This window comes from Tenacibaculum sp. UWU-22, from assembly GCF_041021355.1.
Taxonomy (GTDB): Bacteria; Bacteroidota; Bacteroidia; order Flavobacteriales; family Flavobacteriaceae; genus Polaribacter.
This window is the reverse complement of record NZ_JBFNGP010000005.1, coordinates 167,988-190,217: the sequence shown is the minus strand read 5'-3', so window position 1 is coordinate 190,217 and position 22,230 is coordinate 167,988. Positions and strand designations below refer to the sequence as shown.

Below are 22,230 nucleotides of genomic sequence, written 5' to 3'. Positions count from 1 at the left end.
AATGTTTTGAGTGATGGTTTCTACGACATTTCTTTTTTCTTCGTTGGATAACTTATCCCAATTATCATATAAAGATTTAGTTTCTGTTAAAATATAATCACTCGATTTTACGTGTTCTTTTAAAATCTTAATTTCACTTTCTAATGTTGGAATGGTTCTTTGTAAAATTCGTTAAAACGAGAAGTTTCAATTTGATTGTTTTCATACAATTCGAAGAGTTTATAAATCTTGGTTTTTACCTTTTTTTATTTTCTCTTTTACAATATTAAGTTCTCTTTCTTTGTATTTAATGCCTGTTTGGCTAGTTTGGTAATAGGCTTCAATATCTTTTTCTGAAAGAAGAAATTGTTTTAATTGACTTTTAAATATTTCTTCAATATATTCAGAAAGAAGTTTGCAAATTCTAAAAGCTCAATAATATTACGAGTAAAACGTGCAATCTTGGAAAAGATAAAACCACTAACATGTTCACGATGAATATCCATCAGCATACGTTGGCATTCAGGATGTTCTTTAACTGTTTTACCTGATACACCCGTTAAGTCGTAAATTTCAGCAACTTCATAGTTGTGTAATTTTGCATAGGTTTTTGCTTGGTCTAAATGATGTTCTGGGCTATCTCCTCGTTTTTTACATGACTTCCAAGTTTTTAAGTGAGGGTCTAAATTAAAAAGGCTTGTTTTTAAAAACAAGGTAATATTGAAAAAGTATTTTTTTAAGCGTAATAATATGATGCTATTGGTTAAAATAATACGCTAAAACTTTCAATTTAAAATAGTATTTATATTTAGCTTTAATATATTCTGAAGCATTTCTGATATATTTCCCTTTACTTTCTAAAAATTCGTAATTACCAACATTCCCATTTTTGTATTGACTCTGTAAGATTTCAAAGGCTTGTTTTTGAGTATCTAAAGCAGTTTTGGAAGACTCTAATGACGCTTTAGAGGTATATACATCATTTGTCGCTACTTTGATTTTATTTCGCAAAATTTGTTTATTACTTTCTAATTCAGCTTCTGATGTCTTTAATTCTTCTTTTGTTTTTTTATAATTTTCTTTTGTTAGAAACCTATTAAAAATTGGGATGGTAGCTGAAATACTAATAAAATGAGTTCTGTTATTGTTTAATTGTATCCAAAAACCATTCGCTTCACTTTGTCCTGTTTGTTGGTTAAACACAACATCATCTTGACCTAGAATGTGAAAATAATTACTGCTATAAAAATAATTTAAATTTACTCTGGGATAAAAATTAACCTTTGAAAGTTGAATATCTTTATTTTTGAGTTCAATATCTAATTTGGAACTACTAATTTGTGGGTTATTTTCTATTACTTGTTCAGTAATTTCATTTGGTGTCAATGGTATATTTTGAATAGAAATTTCTTCAATATCAAAATTCTCAATTTGTTTAATATCCAATAATTCCTGTAATTCTATCAAACTATTTTTTACGTTATTTTCTGCAATCACCTTTTCTTTGGTGTCAGAAGCAAATGTGGATTCAATTTCTAATAATTCTCTTTTTTCAATCAGTACATTATCGTATAGCTTTTTTAGTCTGTTGTAGTTTTGTTGACTAATTTCTACTTGTTCTTGAGCAACTTTTAAAATTTCTTTATTAAAGAGAACTTGCAAATATTTATTAGTAATATTTAACGTTAAATCAAATCGTATTTTATCTATATCTGCTTCTAATTTTTCTTTTGATAATTTAGATTTTTGAAGTGTATATCTATTTTTAAAGCCATTAAAAACATTTAGAGAAGAAGACAAATTAAAGTTATTTGAACTACTTTCAAGCTGACCAACACCTGTAGAAACATTAAATGAATTTCCAAGAGAAAAGTTCTGCGAAGCATTAAAATTTGCATCGGGTAGATAATTTCCTTTCGCAATTTTAATATCACTATTTAATACTTCTGCCTGTATCTTTTGTTTAATAACATCAATATTGTGTTCCTTTGCGTGTTCAATACAATCTTCTAGCGACCATTTTTTTTGAGAAAATAAACTGGTTATTGAAAAACAAAAAACTGTTAGGATACAATATCTAAATATCGTGTTCATTCTTTTCTTTTTTACTTAATAAGGCATACATTAAAGGTACAAAATACAAACTTATAAAAGTTCCTATTAACATTCCTCCAATTACTATTAAAGCCAAAGGCTTTTGTAATTTAGCACCTAAACCACCTATAAAGAGAAATGGTAACAAAGCTAAAATAGTGGTTAAAGAGGTCATTAAAATAGGTTTTAAACGTAATTTACCTCCCAACTTAATGGCTTCTTGTATTGGTTTTCCTTCTTTACGCAATAAATTAATAGTGTGCAATTTCAAAATACTATCGTTAATAACCACACCACTCATCACTACAATTCCAATTGCCGACATCACATTAATAGTTCCTCCAAAAAGCCATAGTAATAATAATGCTCCTCCTACATCAATTGGAATTTCTAATAAAATAATTAAAGGTTGCCATAGCGATTCAAATTGTGCAGACATTATAAAATAAAGTAACAACACAGCTACCAAAACAACAATTAATAATTCATTTCCTAATGCTTTTATGTCAAAAAAACTACCCTCAAAACGAACATTATATTCTTGTTGATTGGTAAATTTATTTTGGATTTCATTCACTTTATCTTTAGCATTGTTATTTGTTTTAATGTCAAACGCTAAATACTCACCACTTCGATTTGCGGTAATAGTTTTGTATTGTTGAGCAGGATAAATTTTTATTAAATTACGAACAGCTATCAACTCGTTATTTTTATTCTTCACAAACAAATCAGCAATCATCATTTCAAAAGTTTCTTTTTGATAATTGAGTTTGATAGGAATAAATTTTTGAGCAGTTTTTAAATTATCTATAAAATTTTGATTAAACGTAGATTTTAATTCATTTAACAAATCATCATAAGAAACATTGTATAACAACACTTTTTCGGGTAATACTTCTATAAAAGCAGTTTGTTTTAAAGGAATTTCAGTAGCTGTATCATCTTTTAGTAAGTTTTTAATATTGGATAAATTTTCTTCAGATGGAACTTCTAAAGAACTCCTTGAAAATACTTTTGCGATTAATTCACTTTTTTGATTACCAAATAGATATTGGAAAATGTTTTTAGGTTTTTCAATAGTAAAGGTAGCACTTGGAAACACTTTTTTAATTTCACTTTGTAAACTAGTCTTTAAATTTTCAATTTCAGCAATTGTATTTGTTTTTAGATATACATTTGCTTCTGAAAAACTTTTTGTGTTTTCTTGTTGTAGTATGAATTGTTGTTCTCCTATTTGAGAGAAAATAGTTTCAACATTTTCTTTATCTTTAAATAATCTTGTTATTCTTTTTTGGTTTTCGTTAGCGGTAATATTTTCATTCCAGTCAATACTCAAAATTGCTTCATTTTGATTCATCTTGGGTAATTGAGAATATGGCATTATCATTGATAAAACAATAGCTAAAAATATAAATAGTATCGAAATACCATAAACAATCCCTTTTCGTTTAAAGAAAAAGTTATATCCTTTTTCGTACCAATTTTCAATATGTTGAGTTTTAACATCAAATTGCAACCATTTTTCAATTTTGAAGTTTTTGTTCTTTAATTGCTTGTAAATAACAGGAATCAATAAAATAGACACCAACAAAGATGAAAACAAACCAATCGCTACCACTAATGCTTGGTCATAAAATAATGCGCCTGTAATTCCGCTTAAAAAGAGCAGTGGTAAAAACACTGAACAAGTAGTTAAAACCGAACTGATAAGTGGTGTAATGATTTCATTTGTACCTTTTATGCAGGCATCAATTAAGTTATTTCCTGTTTCGATTTTTTGAGTAATATTATCAATAACAATAATGGCATTGTCTATCATCATTCCTACACCCAAAATAAGTCCTGATAATGAAATAATATTGATGGATAACCCAAACAAATACATAAACAACACACTTATTACTAAAGAAACAGGAATACTAATAGCAATAATTATAGGCGACTTTACATCTTGTAAAAAGAAGAACATTATTAGGATTGCCAAAAAACTACCTATCCACAAACTGGATTTTAAATTGTCTATAGAAAGTTGTAATAATTTAGTTTGGTCTTGGTTGGTGGTAAATTCTAAATTAGGATAATCTTTAAGAAAAGACTGCGTAACTTTTTCAAGAGATTTTTTCAATTCATAAACTCGTGCATCTGCTTGCTTTATAATAGCTAATACAATGGCTCTTTTACCATTTACATAGATTAAACCTCTGTCTTGTTCTGATTGTAATTGAATAGTTGCTAAATCTTGTAGCTGAAATAATTTATCGTGAATATTTAGATAAATATTCTCAATATCTTTTTTGTTTTTCAAAGGATTAGCAAATTTAAAATTATATTGATAAATTCCGTTTTGAACTAGTAGATTACCCAATTCAAAATTATTTTGTTTGATAGCATTAATAAGTTCATTACTACTTACCCCAAGACTTTGTAATTTTTGAATGTTGGGTGTTACTAAAATTTCGGGTTTAGTTATTCCACTAATATCTGCTAATGCAATATCGGGTAATTGTTCAATACGTTTTTTTAAAACAGTTTCTGTAAAATCACTTAATTCTAAAAACTTTTCCGAAGAAAAATCTTCTTTCAAAGAAACGGTTAAATTTACAATAGGAATATCGGTAGCAGAGGCTTTAATAACTTTAGGTCGTTCTAAATCTCTTGGTAAATAATTTAAAGAAGCATCTACTTTTTCATTGGCTTCTACAAAAGCTAAATTGGTATTTGTTCCATATTCAAAAGACAACTTTAAAGTTGCAAAACCATCTCTTGTTTCAGAAGAAATATCTTTTAAGTTACCAACTTGTAATAATTGATTTCGTAAAGGACGAACTACATTGGTTTCTAATTCTCTTGCTGTATTGTTAGGATAGCTGACCTGTACCGTAATTTCGGGTATAGGAATATCAGGTATTAAAGAAGTAGGAATACGAGAAGAAGCAACAATGCCCAATAATAAAAAGGCTAGAGTTGTCATAAAAACAGCTATGGGACGGTTTATTAAAAACTTTACCATAGTAAGTTACTTATTTTTGGGTACTATTATCAGTTACAAAAGTAGCATTTACTTTTGCATCATGTGATAAGTTTAAATTACCCGAAACAATAATCGTATCTGTAGCTTTTAAGCCTTTTTTAATGGCGTAGCTATCATTATTTTCTCCTGCAACTTCTACATAATTCCATTTGGCTAAACCATTTTCTATAGTAAATACTACTTCTCGGTTTGAGCGTAAAACTAATGCTTCTTTGGGTACAACCAACACATCTTTTAATGGTTTGTTAATAAACACTTTTACATTCATACCATCTAACAAACCTGTATTTTTTGAAATAACTTTAGCTTTTATTTTTATAAGACCATTTTTATCTACTATGGGGTTTATTTCGGTAATAACACCTTTAAATTGTTGGTCTTTGTTTGCAAAAGATTGTATTTCTATTTCTTGACCTTTACTAATAAAACCAAACTCATTTTCTAAAACTGAAAAAGAAACTTCTAGAGCATTTGGGTTAATGATAGTACAAAACACATCGGAAGTAGTAATAAAATCTCCTTGTTTTTTTTCTAAATTGGCAATAACACCAGAAAATGGTGCTTTTAATAAAGTTTGCTCGTATTCTATTTGTGCTCTTTCTAAATTATTTTTGGCTTCTAAAACACCACTTTTTATTTGTAGACTTTTAAGTGTAGTTGGGCTGATGATTTCTTGATTGTAATTTATCTTTTTCTCCTTTAGCTCATTGTTTGCTTTTTGTAATTCTATCTTGGCTTTATCTACATTATTCTTTAAAAGATTGTTTTCTAAAGAAGCTAATAATTGATTTTTATTTACTTTTTGACCATTTTTGACATTAACTGAAGTTAATTTATCAGTTGATTTAAAATAGAGTTGATTCTTCTTAAGAAAAGATATTTTACCATTACTTATAATCGTTTTATAAAAAATATTTCTTTTAATAAGAAATACTTCTACTTTCTTTTGTTTTACTTTGGATAATTCATCGTTATCCTTTATTGCTCTATCAACTTTCCTCTCGCATGAAATACAAAAAAGCAGAGATATAAATAATATTTTTCTCATTATTATTTTTTGTTACCTAATTCTTTAATAACTAATTTATCTTCGTATTTAATAATTTAATTTTCATTGTTTTTCAATTCAAACAGTTCAAAACCTAGCTCATCTTCTTTGTAATTTTCATTATCTGGATTATTTGTTGAAATCCACAAACCTTCTTTATTTATAAAATAATCAAAACTAATATATTTTGGTTTGGTGTTTAATATTGCTGTTTCATAAATAACATTTAATTGATTATCTAAAACCATAATAGAAAATGTATCATTTAATGAATTAAATTTATCATTCATATTATAATCTTTTTTAAGATGTTTGCAAAATCTATAGTAAACATCTCGATAACGGTCGTAAACTAAATAGGTATATAAAAAACTCTCATATGAATGCTTAAAATAGGGTTCCCGATCCCACAACTTATCACATCGTATTTGCTTAACTTCTCTTTCTTTATACTTAGATCTTACAATTTTCTTTTTAATAGCTTTTTTTTCATCTAGTGTATGAATATACAATGTGTCTTCTATAGGATATGAAAAAACAGCTGTGTTTTTTCTCAAAACATTACTAACCCCAGTATCTAAAGAAGTCAAACACTTATCAAAATACGATGTTGGGTAATTAGAGCTATCCATCTCAAAAAAACGACCATCATCAATATGGTATATCGATGTTACGTTAGATTTGTATAACGTGTTAGACTTATCAGGTGGTAAATCTACCCAATAGGTTAAATAAATTTTATTTTGGAAAATATAAGGCTGCGACTTATTTACTACAGCTGCTGAACTTATCGGTTTGTTCTCTGAAAATTGGTCGTCAGACAATAATTTTCTTTCAAAAAGAATATCTCCTTCCGAATTTATCATCATTATTTTATTTAACCCAAATAAAAAAATAGAATCTTTACTCTTTACATTAAAACCATGATACCTTCCTAAAAGCCTTAATACTTCTGGTGTAAATATAATTTCTTTTTGACTTTCTTTTTTATATATGTTGTATATATCTATCCCATCTTTTCCAGACCTCATTTTTTTTCTATACACAATAGAATCATTACTAGAATCAGTTTGTGTATAAAAACTATAAAAATAACCGTTATTTTTAAGTGTAACTTTTTTTGAAGGAACTAAACTTTTTTTGTAGTTGATGTGTTTTGATAGTTCTTGAGCAGATTTATCATTTTTACAAGCAAAAAAGAAAGAAAGAAAAAAGAGTGATATTAAAAATTTAATTTTCATTGTTTTTCAATTTAAACAGTTCAAAACCTAGCTCATCTTCTTTGTAATTTTCATTATCTGGATTATTTGTTGAAATCCACAAACCTTCTTTATTTATAAAATAATCAAAACTAATATATTTTGGTTTGGTGTTTAATATTGCTGTTTCATAAATAACATTTAATTGATTATCTAAAACCATAATAGAAAACGTATCATTTAATGAATTAAATTTATCATTCATATTATAATCTTTTTTAAGATGTTTGCAAAATCTATAGTAAACATCTCGATAACGGTCGTAAACTAAATCAGTATATAAAAAACTCTCAAATGAATGCTTAAAATAGGTTTTCTGCCCCCCCCACAACTTATCACATCGTATTTGCTTAACTTCTCTTTCTTTATACTTAGATCTTGCAATTTTCTTTTTAATAGCTTTTTTTTCATCTAGTGTATGAATATACAATGTGTCTTCTATAGGATATGAAAAAACAGCTGTGTTTTTTCTCAAAACATTACTAACCTCAGTATCTAAAGAAGTCAAACACTTATCAAAATACGATGCTGGGTAATTAGAGCTATCCATCTCAAAAAAACGACCATCATCAATATGGTATATCGATGTTACGTTAGATTTGTATAACGTGTTAGACTTATCAGGTGGTAAATCTACCCAATAGGTTAAATAAATTTTATTCTGGAAAATATAAGGCTGCGACTTATTCATTACAGCTGCTGAACTTATCGGTTTGTTCTCTGAAAATTGGTCGTCAGACAATAATTTTCTTTCAAAAAGAATATCTCCTGCCGAATTTATCATCATTATTTTATTTAACCCAAATAAAAAAATAGAATCTTTACTCTTTACATTAAAACCATGATACCTTCCTAAAAGCCTTAATACTTCTGGCGTAAATATAATTTCTTTTTGACTTTCTTTTTTATATATGTTGTATATATCTATTCCATCTTTTCCAGACCTCATTTTTTTTCTATACACAATAGAATCATTACTAGAATCAGTTTGTGTATAAAAACTATAAAAATAACCGTTATTTTTAAGTGTAACTTTTTTTGAAGGAACTAAACTTTTTTTGTAGTTGATGTGTTTTGATAGTTCTTGAGCAGATTTATCATTTTTACAAGCAAAAAAGAAAGAAAGAAAAAAGAGTGATATTAAAAATTTAATTTTCATTGTTTTTCAATTCAAACAGTTCAAAACCTAACTCATCTTCTTTGTAATTTTCATTATCTGGATTATTTGTTGAAATCCACAAACCTTCTTTATTTATAAAATAATCAAAACTAATATATTTTGGTTTGGTGTTTAATATTGCTGTTTCATAAATAACATTTAATTGATTATCTAAAACCATAATAGAAAATGTATCATTTAATGAATTAAATTTATCTTTCATATTATAATCTTTTTTAAGATGTTTGCAAAATCTATAGTAAACATCTCGATAACGGTCGTAAACTAAATCGCTATATAAAAAACTCTCATATGAATGCTTAAAATAGGGTTCCCGATCCCACAACTTATCACATGGCATTTGCTTAACTTCTCTTTCTTTATACTTAGATCTTGCAATTTTCTTTTTAATAGCTTTTTTTTCATCTAGTGTATGAATATACAATGTGTCTTCTATAGGATATGAAAAAACAGCTGTGTTTTTTCTCAAAACATTACTAACATTAGTATCTAAATTACACCAACACTTATCAAAATACGATGTTGGGTAATTAGAGCTATCCATCTCAAAAAAACGACCATCATTAATATGGTATATCGATGTTACGTTAGATTTGTATAACAGGTTAGACTTATCAGGTGGTAAATCTACCCAATAGGTTAAATAAATTTTATTTTGGAAAATATAAGGCTGCGAATTATTTACTACAGCTGCTGAACTTATCGGTTTGTTCTCTGAAAATTGGTCGTCAGACAATAATTTTCTTTCAAAAAGAATATCTCCTGCCGAATTTATCATCATTATTTTATTTAACCCAAATAAAAAAATAGAATCTTTACTCTTTACATTAAAACCATGATACCTTCCTAAAAGCCTTAATACTTCTGGCGTAAATATAATTTCTTTTTGACTTTCTTTTTTATATATGTTGTATATATCTATCCCATCTTTTCCAGACCTCATTTTTTTTCTATACACAATAGAATCATTATTAGAATCAGCTTGTGTATAAAAACTATAAAAATAACCGTTATTTTTAAGTGTAACTTTTTTTGAAGCAACTAAACTTTTTTTGTAGTTGACGTGTTTTGATAGTTCTTGAGCGGATTTATCATTTTTACAAGCAAAAAAGAAAGAAAGAAAAAAGAGTGATATTAAAAATTTCATATATTAAAAAATTAAAACATTAAAAAACAACTTGCTATTAAACAATAAAATTATAGAGAGGCTAAGAACAATGTAAAGTTAAAAATACTTGCTTTAGCCTCAATACAATCTTATTCTTACTTTATAGCTCTACTGTAGGTCCACATGAACCTACTCCGGTTTCACAGCAAGGTCCAGAATTAATATTCGGACTCGCTTTACCATCGGTATCAGCAAAAGCTTTTTCTGTACTTAATGTTAATGTTAGAGCAAACCCTAAAAATGAAATTAAAAACTTTTTTTCATTTTTAAAGTAAAATTTAAAAAAGAATGTTGCGCAATTTATATATACACTCTTTTTCAAAACAATGCTAATATATAAAAAAATAACTCACAGAAAATAAGAAACTTTTTCATTGAAGTTAAAAATTAGATTGTTTTTACGTCAAAGTCAAATAACCAGCAATAGTAGGTTAAATATTAATACTTTCGATTTTAATAAAAGACAAGGTGTTTTGCAAAATACTTTCTTAAGTTTGTCTTTCAAACTGCTTGCCATAGAAAATAAAATACACATATCATCTTTTAAAACACTTATCTTTTTTTTATTACTCGGAATTTTAGGGTGTTTTATTATTCCTAAACTCTCTATTCGCTTAAATCCAAGCGAGTCTTTACCTTCTATTTCTGTAAAATATGATTGGGTTAATGCCTCTCCGTATGCTTTAGAGAGAGAAGTTACCAGTGTTTTAGAAGGTGGCTTTAGTACCGTAAAAGGCTTAACCAAATTAAGTTCTAAATCTTCAAAAAATAATGGTAGAATTACTTTAGAGTTTGATAAATATACTAAAATAGATAATGTGCGTTTTGAAATAGCTACTATTATAAGACAGCTATATAAAAAACTCCCTGAACGAGTTAGTTACCCAACTATAAGCGTAAATAAACCTAATGATGATGAAAACCAACGTGCATTTTTATCTTATAGCATAAGCGCTTCACAAACACCTTTTATAATTCAAGAAGTGGTTAAAAACCAAATAGAACCTATTATTGGGGCTATACAAGATGTAGATAAAACTCAAGTGTATGGAGCAACACCTATAGAATACGTCATTGATTATAATTTTAATACGCTCAAACAACTTCAAATTAACAAGCAGGATATTTTTACTGCCTTACAACAAAGATTTACAAAAGAAAGTTTAGGTAATGTTTTTTACAGAAAAGAATACATTTCACTAGCTGTTAATTCTAATGAAGAACTTAACTGGCATATTCCTATAAAAAAAATTGAAGATCGACTTATTTACTTAGATGATATTGCTACTGTTAAAAAATTAGAGCAAGAAGCTCAAAGTTATTTTAGGATAAATGGAAAAAATGCAATAACACTTTCTGTATATGCAACAAAAAATGCGAATACCATTGCATTGGCAAAAGAAGTAACTAATAAATTACAAGAAGTACAACAAAAATTACCAAAGGGTTATTCCATAATTGAAACTTACAATGCCACTGAATATTTAAAAACAGAACTAAATAAAATTTATAAGCGAACAGCATATACAATTGCCTTTTTACTACTTTTTATTTTATTGGTAAGTAGTAGTTTTAGATATTTATGGATAATAATAATCAGTTTAATCTGTAATCTTGGAATTGCTTTTTTGTTTTACTATCTTTTTAGAGTAGAAATACAACTGTATTCTTTAGCTGGAATTACTATTTCTCTTGGATTGATTATAGACAATAGTATCGTAATGATTGATACTATAAAAAAACAAAGTAATACCAATGTTTTTATTCCAATTTTAGCATCAACACTAACAACTATTGGAGCGTTAACTGTTATTTATTTCTTAGATGATGCATACAAAGTAAATTTAATTGATTTTGCTCTAGTAATTGTAATTAATCTTGGTGTTTCGTTATTTGTAGCTTTATTTTTAATTCCTGCTTTGTTAGAAAAAATTCATTTACAAAAAACAACTCCAAAAACGATAGGATTGTTAATTCAAAACAAATTTTATTGTTTTTATGAAAGGCTAATAAAAGCTTTATTACGTTTTAAAAAACTGGCTATTGTATGTGTTATTTTAATTTTTGGAATTCCGTTTTTTATGCTGCCTCAAAAATTAGAAAACAATAAAACTTTTTTAGAAAAAACCTATAATATTACAATTGGAAATGAATGGTATCGCGAAAATGTTCGTCCTTACATTGATAAATATCTAGGTGGTAGTTTTCGTTTGTTCAATTATTATGTTTTTGAAAATGCATATTACAATAGAAATGAAGAAACAAAACTGTATGTTGTTGCTTCTATGGAAAAAGTAGCAACCGTACATCAAATGAACGAAGTCTTTTTAGAAATTGAAAATTACTTACAACAGTTTTCAGAAATTAAACAATATACAAGCAACGTTTATAGTGGAAATTATGCAAAAATGGAAATTAGTTTTAAAGATGATTTTCAAGAATCTTCTTTTCCATTTATTTTAAAAGCTCGACTAGTTTTAAAAGCATTATCTCTAGGAGGTATAGATTGGAATATATATGGTGTAGGTAAGGCTTTTAGTGGTAAAAATAATAGTAAAGAGCCTATTAGTTTTACAGTAAAAGCTAAAGGATATAATTACGATGATTTGAATGCTTGGGCAGATACACTCAAAGTAGCTTTAGAAAAGCATCCAAGAATACAAAAAGTATTAATAAAAGAAAACTCCTATTGGTCAAGAAAACCATCATATGAGTATCATTTTAAATTGGATAAAGAACAGTTAGCTTTACGAAAAAGTAATCCGTCTAAAATATTTGATGAACTAAAATCTTTGGCGCTTTCTAATCAACCCGATTTTTCTTTAAATATTCAAGGAAAATACACTCCTGTTCGTTTAGAATCTAAAAACTCAAAAGATTTTGATTTGTGGGGTATAACTAACACTCCTTTAGATAGTTTGCATACTCCAATTGTATTAAAAAATATTGCAAAAACCTATAAAGAACGTGAAGAAGAAAATATATACAAAGAAAATCAAGAGTATATAAGATTAGTGCAGTTTCAATATACAGGCTCAACAAAATTTGGAGAAAAGTACTTAAAAGAAAAACTAACCGAATTAAAAGAAAAATTACCACTTGGGTATCAATTTGAAAATTATCAAAATAGTTGGTTTTTAAGTGATGATAAAAACAATAACTATACTTTTTTACTTTTCTTGGTATTGGGTATTATTTATTTTATCTGCTCAATTCTCTTTGAAAGTTTAAAACAACCGTTCATTATTTTAAGTGTAATACCAATTTCTTTTATTGGTGTTTTTCTTACTTTTTATCTATTTGATTTTAATTTTGACCAAGGAGGTTTGGCAAGTTTTGTACTATTAAGCGGAATTACAGTAAACGCTTCTATTTTTATTATTAACGATTTTAATAAATTAAAAAAAGAATTTCCAAAAGAAAATTATGTTAGTATATATATTGAAGCGTTTAAGCAAAAAATATTCCCTATTACTTTAACAATAATATCTACTATTCTTGGTTTTATTCCTTTTGTAAAAGATGGTCAAAATGATGTGTTTTGGTTTGCGTTAGGAGCAGGAACTATAGGAGGGTTGCTATTTTCTCTTTTAGGAATTTTGATTTATCTCCCCTTATTCACTTTGAAACAAAAAAGATTAGTTGAATAAATTTGGTTTAGAGAACACACTTACCATTTTTTCCTTGTATATAACTTTGAGGAACAAAACCAAAACTTCTAGAATCTATAGAGTTATGTCTATTATCGCCCATAGACTTTTTGGTAGTATTTTTTTCAGCTTATTAACAAGTATTTTAGTTGTGAAACTGTCTAAGATTAAAAGTAGCAATAATGATATTACTATTAGCTTTGACCACCCATAAAAAAACAATATAAAAGCAAACTCAATAAAGAAAAGTAACTTTTTTATTGGGTAAAAATAGGGTTTTAATAAAAAAATAAAGTAATTTATTTAACAAAGAGAAATTTTCAAAAGGGAAACATAAAGGGCATTTCTCTGATGATTTAAAATAACATAAAACGGGCTACAACAATGTATAGCCGAAATTACAACGGATTCAACTACGACCAAATCTACTCGAAATTACTAACACTAGTTTTTAATCTAAAAAATAATTGCTATCTTTAGCCGTAACTGACGGTTATACTAATCATTATACCGCATTTAAATTGTAGCTATGAAAATTCAAAACAGACTTATCAGTTTTATTTGTATAGTTGCACTCTTCTTTTCGTTTAAGGAAGTAAGCCAACAGAAAAGCAAATTGGTAAATAATTTAACATCAAATATTTATTTTAATGATGACATCGTTATCTTGAAAAGCTATTCTCTCCAATATGCGAAAACTATAGTAAATCAAAATAATAAATTCATAATTAATATATTTAGATGGATAATCGAGCATGAACATGACGATTCTCTACTTAAAGAAAAAAAAATATCCTAAGGCAACAGAGTTTAAATAAGATAGGTAAGATATTCCTATTTTATTGATTCACCAATCAGAGTATTTTGGGCGTGTGAACTCTAAAGCCTTAGAACTTTGTAGAGATATCAAAAAAAACATTAAAAAAACCTAAAAGAGGGTCTAAAAAGAAACCCTAACAATAGCCGAAATGGTGTTTTAGAAGAAAAAGCTATGTATGCCGTTATTTCTTCTGCGAGAGAAAGTAGGTGAGAATCTGAAAGAAAGAAAAATGACTGATTTTATCATTTTAGACAAAAAATTAGTTAAAAAATCGACCTATATAAATTCACTCCATTCAAGTAATAAAAAATATAAAAAAGAGAAAATCGTTTATAAAAAATTAAAAAACAATGAAATCGAAAATCTTATTATTATTATTAGCTTGTTTTGTCGTAGCTAACTTAAAAACGTATGCTCAATCAAAATCAGACAGAAAATACCTAACAGGAAATTGGGGAGGCGTAAGAAACAATTTAGAGTCAAAAGGTTTGTACATTAATTCTAGACTTACTGTTCTCAATCAAAATTTTGTAGCAGGAACGGGAGATAAAGAATCCGTTTTCAATGGTAAAGCACAGTTAGATGTAAAATTTAATGGAAAAAGCATAGGATTGAGCAGTTGGACATTGGTGAGCAAGGCGGAGTATAATTTTGGCAATGACGTAGGTTTTGCTGGCGACGTGCTGCTACCCAAAAACACCTCCATCGCATTTCCAGGCAATAAACCAGGCGAACGCTTTGATATAAGCAGTCTGTATTTTGTATATGATTTTAATAAGAGCAGTCAACTGCTTTTTGGAAAAATAAATGTGGTAGACCTAGGGGCAAGCGCTAAATATAGTGGTGGTGCTGGATTAGATGCCTTTTGGAATATGGGTTTTGCCGCACCTATCTCAGGTATTATGCCCGCCTACTTATTTGGTGCCATTGCTAATATAACTGGCAAAAAGCTAAATTGGACAATGATGGTATATGACCCCGTAAGTACCGTGCACAAAACAGGTCTTGAGGCGCCCTTTGCCGAAGGTGTAGTACTATTAGTAGCTCCGAGCTGGCCAGTTAAAATAGGCAACTCACTAGGTAGCCATAGTTTACAGTTGACCTTCAGCACCCAAGACGGCGACAATTTATACAACCTAGGTGATATCAACTCCGATATCCATATACCTCTTTCAGATAAAAAATACCGCTATTTTGCCAGTTATAGCTTTGATCAGCCCATCCGTGTCTTCAATGACAAAAGTAGCTGGGGTGTATTTGGGCAAATAGCCGTCTCTGATGGTAATCCAAATCCTGTAGATTTTAGTTTTTTACTAGGAATTGGAGGAAATAGTTTCATCAAAAACCGAACGCAAGATAAGTGGGGGTTAGCATTATACAATTATTCGCTAAGCAAGATTATAGATGATAAAGCTGAAGCATTAGGCACTCCACTTCGCAATGAGTTAGGTCTTGAAACTTTTTATCAATATTGGGCAACCCAATGGTTTTCTATTGGTGCAGATGTGCAAGTTATTAATCCTATCATAAAAAATAATGATACCGCTGTATTTTTAGGTTTGAGGTCTTCGTTTAAATTGTAAAAAACTAAAGCTAACAATAAATGGTCTAAGTCATTACTTGGGTTAGTAAATATTAGTCGAGAAATTCTGTTAATTTTCCTCAGTTTCGAGATTTTTTACTACATTAAACTGTTAAACCATTACCCATACCGATTGCGTTAGTGAACAATTAACCAAAAGCGAAATTTGATATACATTACTTTCGAAACACTACTTTTCAAAGTAAATTGTTCGTCAAAAAAGCACTAAAGAACTACGTTTAGTGCTTAAATAGGCAATATTAAAAAACAAAACATCATAAAATTATGATTTAAAAAATTAAAACATTTGAAGGAAATTCTTTAGCTATAGAGGTTATTGACAGTTTTACAGAGACGGACGAAAAGTTAGCTCAAAAATTTTTTAACAAAAAAGTAAAAGAAGGTTTTGAAAATATAAATGTGCTGATAAAATTAGACGAGGCAAAAGTTAGTCCGAGTAGTATAAAAGTTTTAATTTCTATAGATGCGTTTTTCTTTGAACGTTTACAAAAGGGGTTTGGAGAACGGTATTTTTTGATATTTCTACTAATCAAACTATGCTATCTATAATTAACATTATACCATCTTCTATTGCAATTTACTTTTTAATAAATTTTAAAAACATCAAGAATATTGTATTTCAATTTTTCAGTATAGCTTTAATTACATTACTGATTTCAATTATTATATACAATATATGGGGATTATTATAAATAACTATCCTCAACAATGTGTAGGAATTACGATTTAGGTACTGACCTAAATTTAAAGTATCCTAATTAGAAAAGTAGTTGCTTGAAATCTGCTACTGCTCATATACAAAAACCTTCTAGTATATATCACAAGTATTGATTATTTAAATTTATTATATTTAGCTTTTCAAAGCCCCCCCCCTTAACTCTTAGTTAAAAACACAAATTTATGAAGCAAACAATATTAATAGTATTTGGAATATTATTACCTTTTTTTGTATTGCACAAACTGAAAATAAAATTTCAAAAGAAGAAGCAAATATACTTTTTGAAAAAACGAAAGATTTTCCAAAAAACACTGAGTTTTCAATTGCCTGCATCAAAAATAAAGAAGCTTCATACTATGGGTTTAAACAGGTAAATGACACAATAGAATATACAGAAAAATCAAGGTCGAAAAGTTCTTTGCATTAGTAATCTTAGAAATATAAACGAACTTACCTCCTTTCTTCAATTTATAATCAGGAAAGCAAATTCAACCATACCCATGGTAATCTACAAAAAATTACCTTATCTATACTATTTTATAAAACTTAAGTGGAAATGTTTTTATTGTTTTTCGTTAATTATAAAAAGTGCTTTTTTATGATAAAAAGCAGCAAACTCTACAACTAAAAAATCTTCTATCTCTTTATCTGTCTTTTTTTCTTCTATCATTTTAAAAATTATAGCTATATAATTATTCTTAAACGTTTTAAGACTTCCTTTATCAGCTACAATATCTTGATATGATAATCCTTTTAATTGTGATTGCATCCAATTATGAGCCTTCATTTTCAACTCTCTTGTTTTTAAGTTTTTTTTATCTTGTTCTGATACAAATGCTATGCCTCCTTGCTCTTTTACTAAAGACGAAAGTCTAACGTAATCTACTTTTACTTTTTCACCTAATAAAACCGCTTGATTGTATAATTTTTTTAAGCTTTTAAAAACTAGTTTATGATAAATATCTATAAAATTTTTGTACTTATATAAATAATCTAAATACCTTATTGCAGCTCTTTTATAATGTTTATTGCTTGCATTTTCATTATTAACTACATCTGTTTCTAATAAACTTAAATTATTTCTTATTATTTCTATACTTTTTACACTTACAAACATAGAATCATTTAACAGCTGTGTAAGCTCTGAGGTAATTTTTGAATGTTCGCCTTTAAAGGTGTAATTTTTATATGAAAACTCAAATTCTTTTAATTTTTTATTTTTTTCTCTTTTATTAAATTTTAATTTTGGTTTTTTCACTCCAAAAGCATAACTATAACCAAACGTTACGGTTAATTCTTCTAATTTTTTTTGATTTGTTGTCGCTCTAAATAATTGTACCGCATTTAAATTAAAATTATGTTTCTTTGCTATAGTTGTAGAAGCACTAGCCCTTATATTTAATACTGCAGAATTTATGTTTTTATTCTCACTCATGTTATACGAGCTTCCTAAAGTAGTATTGAATTTATTTTTAAAAAATAGTTTACTAATATTTAAAGAAGCTCCCCATGCCTGACTATCATCTCTTCCAATATCACTATAATTATAATTTAAAGAAGGTGAAATAGACAATGCTCTCTCAGGAAAACCAAGGGTATATACTGCATTAGCGTTATGAAAATTATTGGCTTGCCCTATTCGAATGATTCCATTTTCTTTATTAGCAGACGAAAATAAAGCATAACTTAAATTAATATTTTGAGTGTTATATTTCTTTTTAACTAGCATCCAACTCAAATTTACATTAGCGTTTTGTGATAATTGTTTAAAATCTAATGCTTCTTGTTCTTCATCTGTTAAATCATTATCATTAATATCATCAAATTGATTTAAGCTTTTGTTTGTAAACGTTGTAAAATTAGAATATGACCCCGATAACGTAACAGCATCATTCATTTGATACGTAGCATTTATACTTCCTACATTTCTTCCTGTAGATTGTGCTTTTTGATTATTTAAATTATCTCTTTGATATCCTATATTAAATGATAAATTTAATTTATTTTTAAATAACGATCGAGTCATATTTAATGTAATATTTTCAAAGTCATTATTAAAATAATAGGCTCCTAGGGTTTGGTAATTAGGGTCAATACGTTCATAACCTAAACCTACTTTCATTTGTCCTAATTTTATATCTAAATCTGCTTTAAGCGCATTGTAATATTCGGTTGATGTACGATTGTTAAACAAAAAACCTGCTAAATTATTAGCATTATTACTACTTTTATCTGCTCTGAGATCTTGTGTAATAGCTGTTGATGCATATTCTGCTCTTACCGTGTATTTTTTAGCAATGGTTGTTTCACTAGTAAGGCTTATTGCTAAATTTTCTTTGGGTTTTATATTTCTTTCTTCTGGTATTGCTGTAATAGACTTTTCTGCATCCTTTGCATAAAACCCTATTAAACCAACCTTATACTTCGGTTTTTTCCAAGCTACTTTTGCACCATACCCCATACGTTTAAAAGCGGGTACGGTTTTGGGGTTACCATCATCTTCTGTCGCTTTTAATAAACGCCCATACATAGCACTAAACTTTAACGGGCTTTTTTGAGGTGTTAGCTCTACCCCTCCTCCTGTAAATTGATAACCGTTTAAAGTATACGGTGAAAAATTCATCGTAACATCTCCAATATGTGCTTGTACCCATTTGTATCTGGGGTGTAAGCTTAGTTTATTAAAATTAAAAGGTAACTGGTAATCAAAATTTTCCCCTTGGTTAGAAAAGCTATACGTAAAAGGTACATTAAAGCTTAGCCAACTTACATTTACGGTTCCTTGTAAAAAATAAGTAAACGGAATACGTGCATTACGGGTATTAGCATTGTAATACACCATATTGGCATTTACATTTCCATTAACCTTAACCTTGGTAGATTTTGTAATGGACTCTATATCTAAATTTTGTGATAAACCTATACTACTTACTAAACATAGTAAACTTATGAATATGTACTGTTTCTTCTTTTTCAATACTTCTTTTTCTTCCTTCTTAATTTTTTTACACTATATAAGTTTTTATTACTTAACAACAAAATATACTTTATAATTTGATAATAAGCACCATATACAGCATTAATTTTAAATACACTTTCTCTTACAAAATAACAATTTCTTATGTTTATCTATTATTTTTTTGTTACTTTTTATAAACTCATAAAGTATAACCCGCTGTGCATTTTGATTTAAATAAAAAAAGTTTCCCATCTTTCTGATAATCAGCAAATTGTTTTCATTACAAAACTTTAAAACGAAACAAGCGTTTGCTAGGTGAAATCGAACTTTATTTAAAAACCATCCTGACGATTTAAAAAGGGTAGCCAGCGTAATCTTCGCTTTAATTCATAAACCCCACCATCTTTTTGAAGTATTTCTAAAATTGATTCAGAGTTAATATTTTCATTTGAAGGATTCTCCCAGTTTTTCACATTTAACCATTCTTCAAATGTCAAAATGTTATCCATGAAAAAACCACAAGAATAAAGAAAAGAAAAATATTTTTTCAGTTCATCATCAAAGCGATTATCATCCTTTACTTTCTTATTATAAAATTTTTCTGCAATCCAATATTTCGGAAAAAAAGGAGTTTGTAATCGTTTTATTTTAGCATAATAACTTTCATGTTCACTAGGAACAAAGATTGGCTGAACAAATTTTTCATACCATCTATTCCATTCCTGTTGGTCACTTTCAACAATCATCATTACTTCAATTTTACTGGGGTTATACCACTCAAGGCGGATGTTAATTTTGATTGAGTAAAAACAACAATATTTGTATAATCTTGAGCACCTCTTGCTCCAGGAACGATTAGCCCATTATAACCTTTCGACCTTGCCCAAGAACCAATTACATTAGTAAATTCATACATTTCAGATTTTGACCCTGTTGTTAAAACCAACTTATTAAATTCAGAACCCAGTTGTTCAATAACAGATTGGTCAGTCAAATCAAGCATGTTATTAATTTGGACATTGTCAAATTCATATGTGCTGTATGAATTCCAATCTCCATAATGGGACATCTCAGTTTGATTTCCAGGTAAGGTTTTTGAATAATACATCACTCTCTCCTTGTAAATCATATCTTCCCCATACTTTTCCTTTTGAAATACTTGAAAATTGACTTTTATTTTCAATACTACTTCTTGCAAAATTTTGCTCACCAATTTTCACAATACTTTCCTCTTTTACAATTTCAGTTTTTGAAAAGGAAAGCTCATAATACGGTAATACAATTTTTGCATATACAGTTGTAGCACATTGCAAAAAGAAAGTGAAAAAGAAAAGTAATATTTGGAGAAGGAATTTCATTCTTTTACAATCTCGAATTCGTTAAATGAACTGATTAATATTTCATCATTAATTATGTATCTATCTTTTTCTGCAATCAGTTTGGTATCATTCGAAATTTGAAAAACAATAACACTCTTCTCTTCATAGTGATTGTAACTTAATTGATAACTGCCAAAACGTTCCATTAGTTCTTCAAAATAGATAGCGTCTTTTAATACAAATTTTACTTTAGAAATTTTGTCATCGTTTAAAACCAATAAAATTCCTAGAACTCCGTCTATTTTAGAATCAAAAACTAAATTGTTACCAACTCTATTTTTAATATTGCCTATTTTATCAAAAAGGTCTTCATTACCTAGGTGATTGCTCAAAATCTCTATAATCTGATTTAACTTTTCCATTAGTACGTTTTAACTATAGCTTCAAGTTTTCCATTTGGTAAAATACCTCCAGGCAACCAAAGAGGATTAGTGCCAAATTCATTACCATCAGGCATTTCAAAATAATATTTATTGTTTTTAATCAAAGATTATTTTGGTTCCAATACTTTCAGGAGCGTCTTTAGAGATAAATTCTATAATTTGTTTTTTTTCTTTTTCTGAAAAAACTTTAGACTTTTCAAGTGAGATAATGTCTGCATAAAAAGTAGGAGGATTGAATATTAACTCACCAGAAATGTTTTCTGATCTGTCATTATAACTAATTGTCAATTCACCTCTTGAAATTATTGAATATGTTATTTTTTCCTTTTTCTCTGGAGAAAAATTAGCTATATTTCTATCTAAAAACTTTGATGGGTTTGATTGTATTTCTTTCGCTAGTTTATCTATAAAACCCTCACCACTATTTTTGTAGTATTCAACCTCTAAAGGATTTAATTCTATAGAAATATCATAAACAGCAACGGTCCCGCATAACACTTTTAAAACCAATGATTTTTGGTTGTCATATAGGGTGTAATCCCATTTTTTTTTTATTAATTCTTTCATTGAATATTTGTTAATGTTTCTATGTATTCACCCGCCGGAATAGGGTCTAAAACAGCTTCAAGTTTTCCATTTGGTAAAATACCTCCAGGCAACCAAAGATTATTTGCTCCAATTTCATTGCCATCAGGCATTTCAAAATTATATTTATCGTTTTTAATCAAAAATTATTTTAACAGCTGCATCTTTAGTTTTTTCTGTTATTTGCTTTATTATATTTTCTCTTTCTTCATCATTTATAATTATTTTATTATGAGGATATTCCCAATTTTTTATTGAATTAATATCCGCATAAAAAATTGGAGTTGTTGTTAATTCACCAGTAATAATAAGTGATTTGTCTCCAATTATTACTTTAATTTTACCTCTATTTAATCCTAAAATTTCCATACTTA

Annotated in this window: 20 protein-coding genes; 2 read left to right on the top strand and 18 right to left on the bottom strand. The window is 27.9% G+C overall.

Annotation, left to right across the window (positions count from 1 at the left end):
• Positions 1-350: 350 nt before the first annotated feature.
• The 8 genes from AB2B44_RS09605 to AB2B44_RS09570 all read right to left on the bottom strand — a co-directional run bounded on the left by AB2B44_RS09605 (position 351) and on the right by AB2B44_RS09570 (position 10,081).
• Positions 351-692: a recombinase family protein gene (locus tag AB2B44_RS09605; protein WP_369049360.1), complete on the bottom strand. Its 342-nt coding sequence runs from the start codon at positions 690-692 to the stop codon at positions 351-353.
• Between the two features lie 43 nt (positions 693-735).
• A complete protein-coding gene (locus tag AB2B44_RS09600; protein WP_369049359.1) occupies positions 736-2,073 on the bottom strand; it encodes a TolC family protein in 1,338 nt (445 codons plus the stop codon).
• The gene (locus AB2B44_RS09595) at positions 2,057-5,083 is read right to left on the bottom strand and encodes an efflux RND transporter permease subunit (RefSeq protein ID WP_369049358.1); all 3,027 of its coding nucleotides are present in this window, start codon (positions 5,081-5,083) and stop codon (positions 2,057-2,059) included. Before AB2B44_RS09595 ends, AB2B44_RS09600 begins: the two co-directional genes overlap by 17 nt.
• Positions 5,084-5,093: 10 nt before the next feature.
• The gene (locus tag AB2B44_RS09590; RefSeq protein ID WP_369049357.1) at positions 5,094-6,152 is read right to left on the bottom strand and encodes an efflux RND transporter periplasmic adaptor subunit; all 1,059 of its coding nucleotides are present in this window, start codon (positions 6,150-6,152) and stop codon (positions 5,094-5,096) included.
• Between the two features lie 56 nt (positions 6,153-6,208).
• Positions 6,209-7,393, bottom strand: coding sequence for a DUF4221 family protein (locus tag AB2B44_RS09585; RefSeq protein WP_369049356.1), 1,185 nt, complete (start codon positions 7,391-7,393; stop codon positions 6,209-6,211).
• Positions 7,383-8,570 (bottom strand): DUF4221 family protein, encoded by a 1,188-nt coding sequence (locus AB2B44_RS09580; protein ID WP_369049355.1) that lies wholly within the window; start codon positions 8,568-8,570, stop codon positions 7,383-7,385. The genes AB2B44_RS09585 and AB2B44_RS09580 overlap by 11 nt, the downstream gene beginning before the upstream one ends.
• The gene (locus AB2B44_RS09575; protein ID WP_369049354.1) at positions 8,560-9,738 is read right to left on the bottom strand and encodes a DUF4221 family protein; all 1,179 of its coding nucleotides are present in this window, start codon (positions 9,736-9,738) and stop codon (positions 8,560-8,562) included. The genes AB2B44_RS09580 and AB2B44_RS09575 overlap by 11 nt, the downstream gene beginning before the upstream one ends.
• Positions 9,739-9,859: 121 nt before the next feature.
• Positions 9,860-10,081: a hypothetical protein gene (locus AB2B44_RS09570; RefSeq protein WP_369049353.1), complete on the bottom strand. Its 222-nt coding sequence runs from the start codon at positions 10,079-10,081 to the stop codon at positions 9,860-9,862.
• A gap of 52 nt (positions 10,082-10,133) precedes the next feature.
• Between AB2B44_RS09570 and AB2B44_RS09565 the strand changes: the two genes are divergently transcribed.
• Complete coding sequence (locus tag AB2B44_RS09565; RefSeq protein WP_369049352.1) at positions 10,134-13,409, top strand: efflux RND transporter permease subunit; 3,276 nt, start codon at positions 10,134-10,136, stop codon at positions 13,407-13,409.
• A 7-nt stretch (positions 13,410-13,416) separates the two neighbouring features.
• Here AB2B44_RS09565 and AB2B44_RS09560 read toward each other — a convergent pair whose 3' ends face one another.
• Complete coding sequence (locus AB2B44_RS09560; protein ID WP_369049351.1) at positions 13,417-13,512, bottom strand: S26 family signal peptidase; 96 nt, start codon at positions 13,510-13,512, stop codon at positions 13,417-13,419.
• 1,067 nt (positions 13,513-14,579) lie between these two features.
• Between AB2B44_RS09560 and AB2B44_RS09555 the strand changes: the two genes are divergently transcribed.
• Positions 14,580-15,812 carry a carbohydrate porin gene (locus AB2B44_RS09555; RefSeq protein WP_369049350.1) on the top strand — a complete coding sequence of 411 codons (1,233 nt, stop codon included), beginning with the start codon at positions 14,580-14,582 and terminating at the stop codon, positions 15,810-15,812.
• A 1,300-nt stretch (positions 15,813-17,112) separates the two neighbouring features.
• On the opposite strand, the gene AB2B44_RS09550 is transcribed toward AB2B44_RS09555, so the two are convergent.
• The 9 genes from AB2B44_RS09550 to AB2B44_RS09510 form a co-directional block, all read right to left on the bottom strand.
• The gene (locus AB2B44_RS09550; RefSeq protein WP_369049349.1) at positions 17,113-19,527 is read right to left on the bottom strand and encodes a hypothetical protein; all 2,415 of its coding nucleotides are present in this window, start codon (positions 19,525-19,527) and stop codon (positions 17,113-17,115) included.
• 314 nt (positions 19,528-19,841) lie between these two features.
• Complete coding sequence (locus AB2B44_RS09545; RefSeq protein WP_369049348.1) at positions 19,842-20,258, bottom strand: hypothetical protein; 417 nt, start codon at positions 20,256-20,258, stop codon at positions 19,842-19,844.
• Positions 20,258-20,512: a hypothetical protein gene (locus AB2B44_RS09540; protein ID WP_369049347.1), complete on the bottom strand. Its 255-nt coding sequence runs from the start codon at positions 20,510-20,512 to the stop codon at positions 20,258-20,260. Before AB2B44_RS09540 ends, AB2B44_RS09545 begins: the two co-directional genes overlap by 1 nt.
• Before the next feature lie 67 nt (positions 20,513-20,579).
• Entirely contained in the window at positions 20,580-20,867 is a 288-nt protein-coding gene (locus AB2B44_RS09535) for a hypothetical protein (protein WP_369049346.1), read from the bottom strand.
• Positions 20,864-21,250: a hypothetical protein gene (locus tag AB2B44_RS09530; RefSeq protein ID WP_369049345.1), complete on the bottom strand. Its 387-nt coding sequence runs from the start codon at positions 21,248-21,250 to the stop codon at positions 20,864-20,866. The genes AB2B44_RS09535 and AB2B44_RS09530 overlap by 4 nt, the downstream gene beginning before the upstream one ends.
• Positions 21,250-21,375, bottom strand: coding sequence for a hypothetical protein (locus AB2B44_RS09525; RefSeq protein ID WP_369049344.1), 126 nt, complete (start codon positions 21,373-21,375; stop codon positions 21,250-21,252). The genes AB2B44_RS09530 and AB2B44_RS09525 overlap by 1 nt, the downstream gene beginning before the upstream one ends.
• Positions 21,368-21,838 carry a hypothetical protein gene (locus tag AB2B44_RS09520; protein WP_369049343.1) on the bottom strand — a complete coding sequence of 157 codons (471 nt, stop codon included), beginning with the start codon at positions 21,836-21,838 and terminating at the stop codon, positions 21,368-21,370. Before AB2B44_RS09520 ends, AB2B44_RS09525 begins: the two co-directional genes overlap by 8 nt.
• Positions 21,835-21,999 carry a hypothetical protein gene (locus AB2B44_RS09515; RefSeq protein ID WP_369049342.1) on the bottom strand — a complete coding sequence of 55 codons (165 nt, stop codon included), beginning with the start codon at positions 21,997-21,999 and terminating at the stop codon, positions 21,835-21,837. The genes AB2B44_RS09520 and AB2B44_RS09515 overlap by 4 nt, the downstream gene beginning before the upstream one ends.
• Positions 21,992-22,225: an Imm74 family immunity protein gene (locus AB2B44_RS09510; protein WP_369049341.1), complete on the bottom strand. Its 234-nt coding sequence runs from the start codon at positions 22,223-22,225 to the stop codon at positions 21,992-21,994. Before AB2B44_RS09510 ends, AB2B44_RS09515 begins: the two co-directional genes overlap by 8 nt.
• Positions 22,226-22,230 lie beyond the last annotated feature (5 nt).

Coding starts and splice junctions, on each gene's coding strand:
- AB2B44_RS09600 (WP_369049359.1), bottom strand. CDS start 2,073: ATGAACACGATATTTAGATATTGTATCCTAACAGTTTTTTGTTTTTCA.
- AB2B44_RS09595 (WP_369049358.1), bottom strand. CDS start 5,083: ATGGTAAAGTTTTTAATAAACCGTCCCATAGCTGTTTTTATGACAACT.
- AB2B44_RS09590 (WP_369049357.1), bottom strand. CDS start 6,152: ATGAGAAAAATATTATTTATATCTCTGCTTTTTTGTATTTCATGCGAG.
- AB2B44_RS09585 (WP_369049356.1), bottom strand. CDS start 7,393: ATGAAAATTAAATTTTTAATATCACTCTTTTTTCTTTCTTTCTTTTTT.
- AB2B44_RS09580 (WP_369049355.1), bottom strand. CDS start 8,570: ATGAAAATTAAATTTTTAATATCACTCTTTTTTCTTTCTTTCTTTTTT.
- AB2B44_RS09575 (WP_369049354.1), bottom strand. CDS start 9,738: ATGAAATTTTTAATATCACTCTTTTTTCTTTCTTTCTTTTTTGCTTGT.
- AB2B44_RS09560 (WP_369049351.1), bottom strand. CDS start 13,512: ATGGGCGATAATAGACATAACTCTATAGATTCTAGAAGTTTTGGTTTT.
- AB2B44_RS09555 (WP_369049350.1), top strand. CDS start 14,580: ATGAAATCGAAAATCTTATTATTATTATTAGCTTGTTTTGTCGTAGCT.
- AB2B44_RS09545 (WP_369049348.1), bottom strand. CDS start 20,258: ATGATGATTGTTGAAAGTGACCAACAGGAATGGAATAGATGGTATGAA.
- AB2B44_RS09540 (WP_369049347.1), bottom strand. CDS start 20,512: ATGCTTGATTTGACTGACCAATCTGTTATTGAACAACTGGGTTCTGAA.
- AB2B44_RS09535 (WP_369049346.1), bottom strand. CDS start 20,867: ATGAAATTCCTTCTCCAAATATTACTTTTCTTTTTCACTTTCTTTTTG.
- AB2B44_RS09530 (WP_369049345.1), bottom strand. CDS start 21,250: ATGGAAAAGTTAAATCAGATTATAGAGATTTTGAGCAATCACCTAGGT.
- AB2B44_RS09520 (WP_369049343.1), bottom strand. CDS start 21,838: ATGAAAGAATTAATAAAAAAAAAATGGGATTACACCCTATATGACAAC.
- AB2B44_RS09510 (WP_369049341.1), bottom strand. CDS start 22,225: ATGGAAATTTTAGGATTAAATAGAGGTAAAATTAAAGTAATAATTGGA.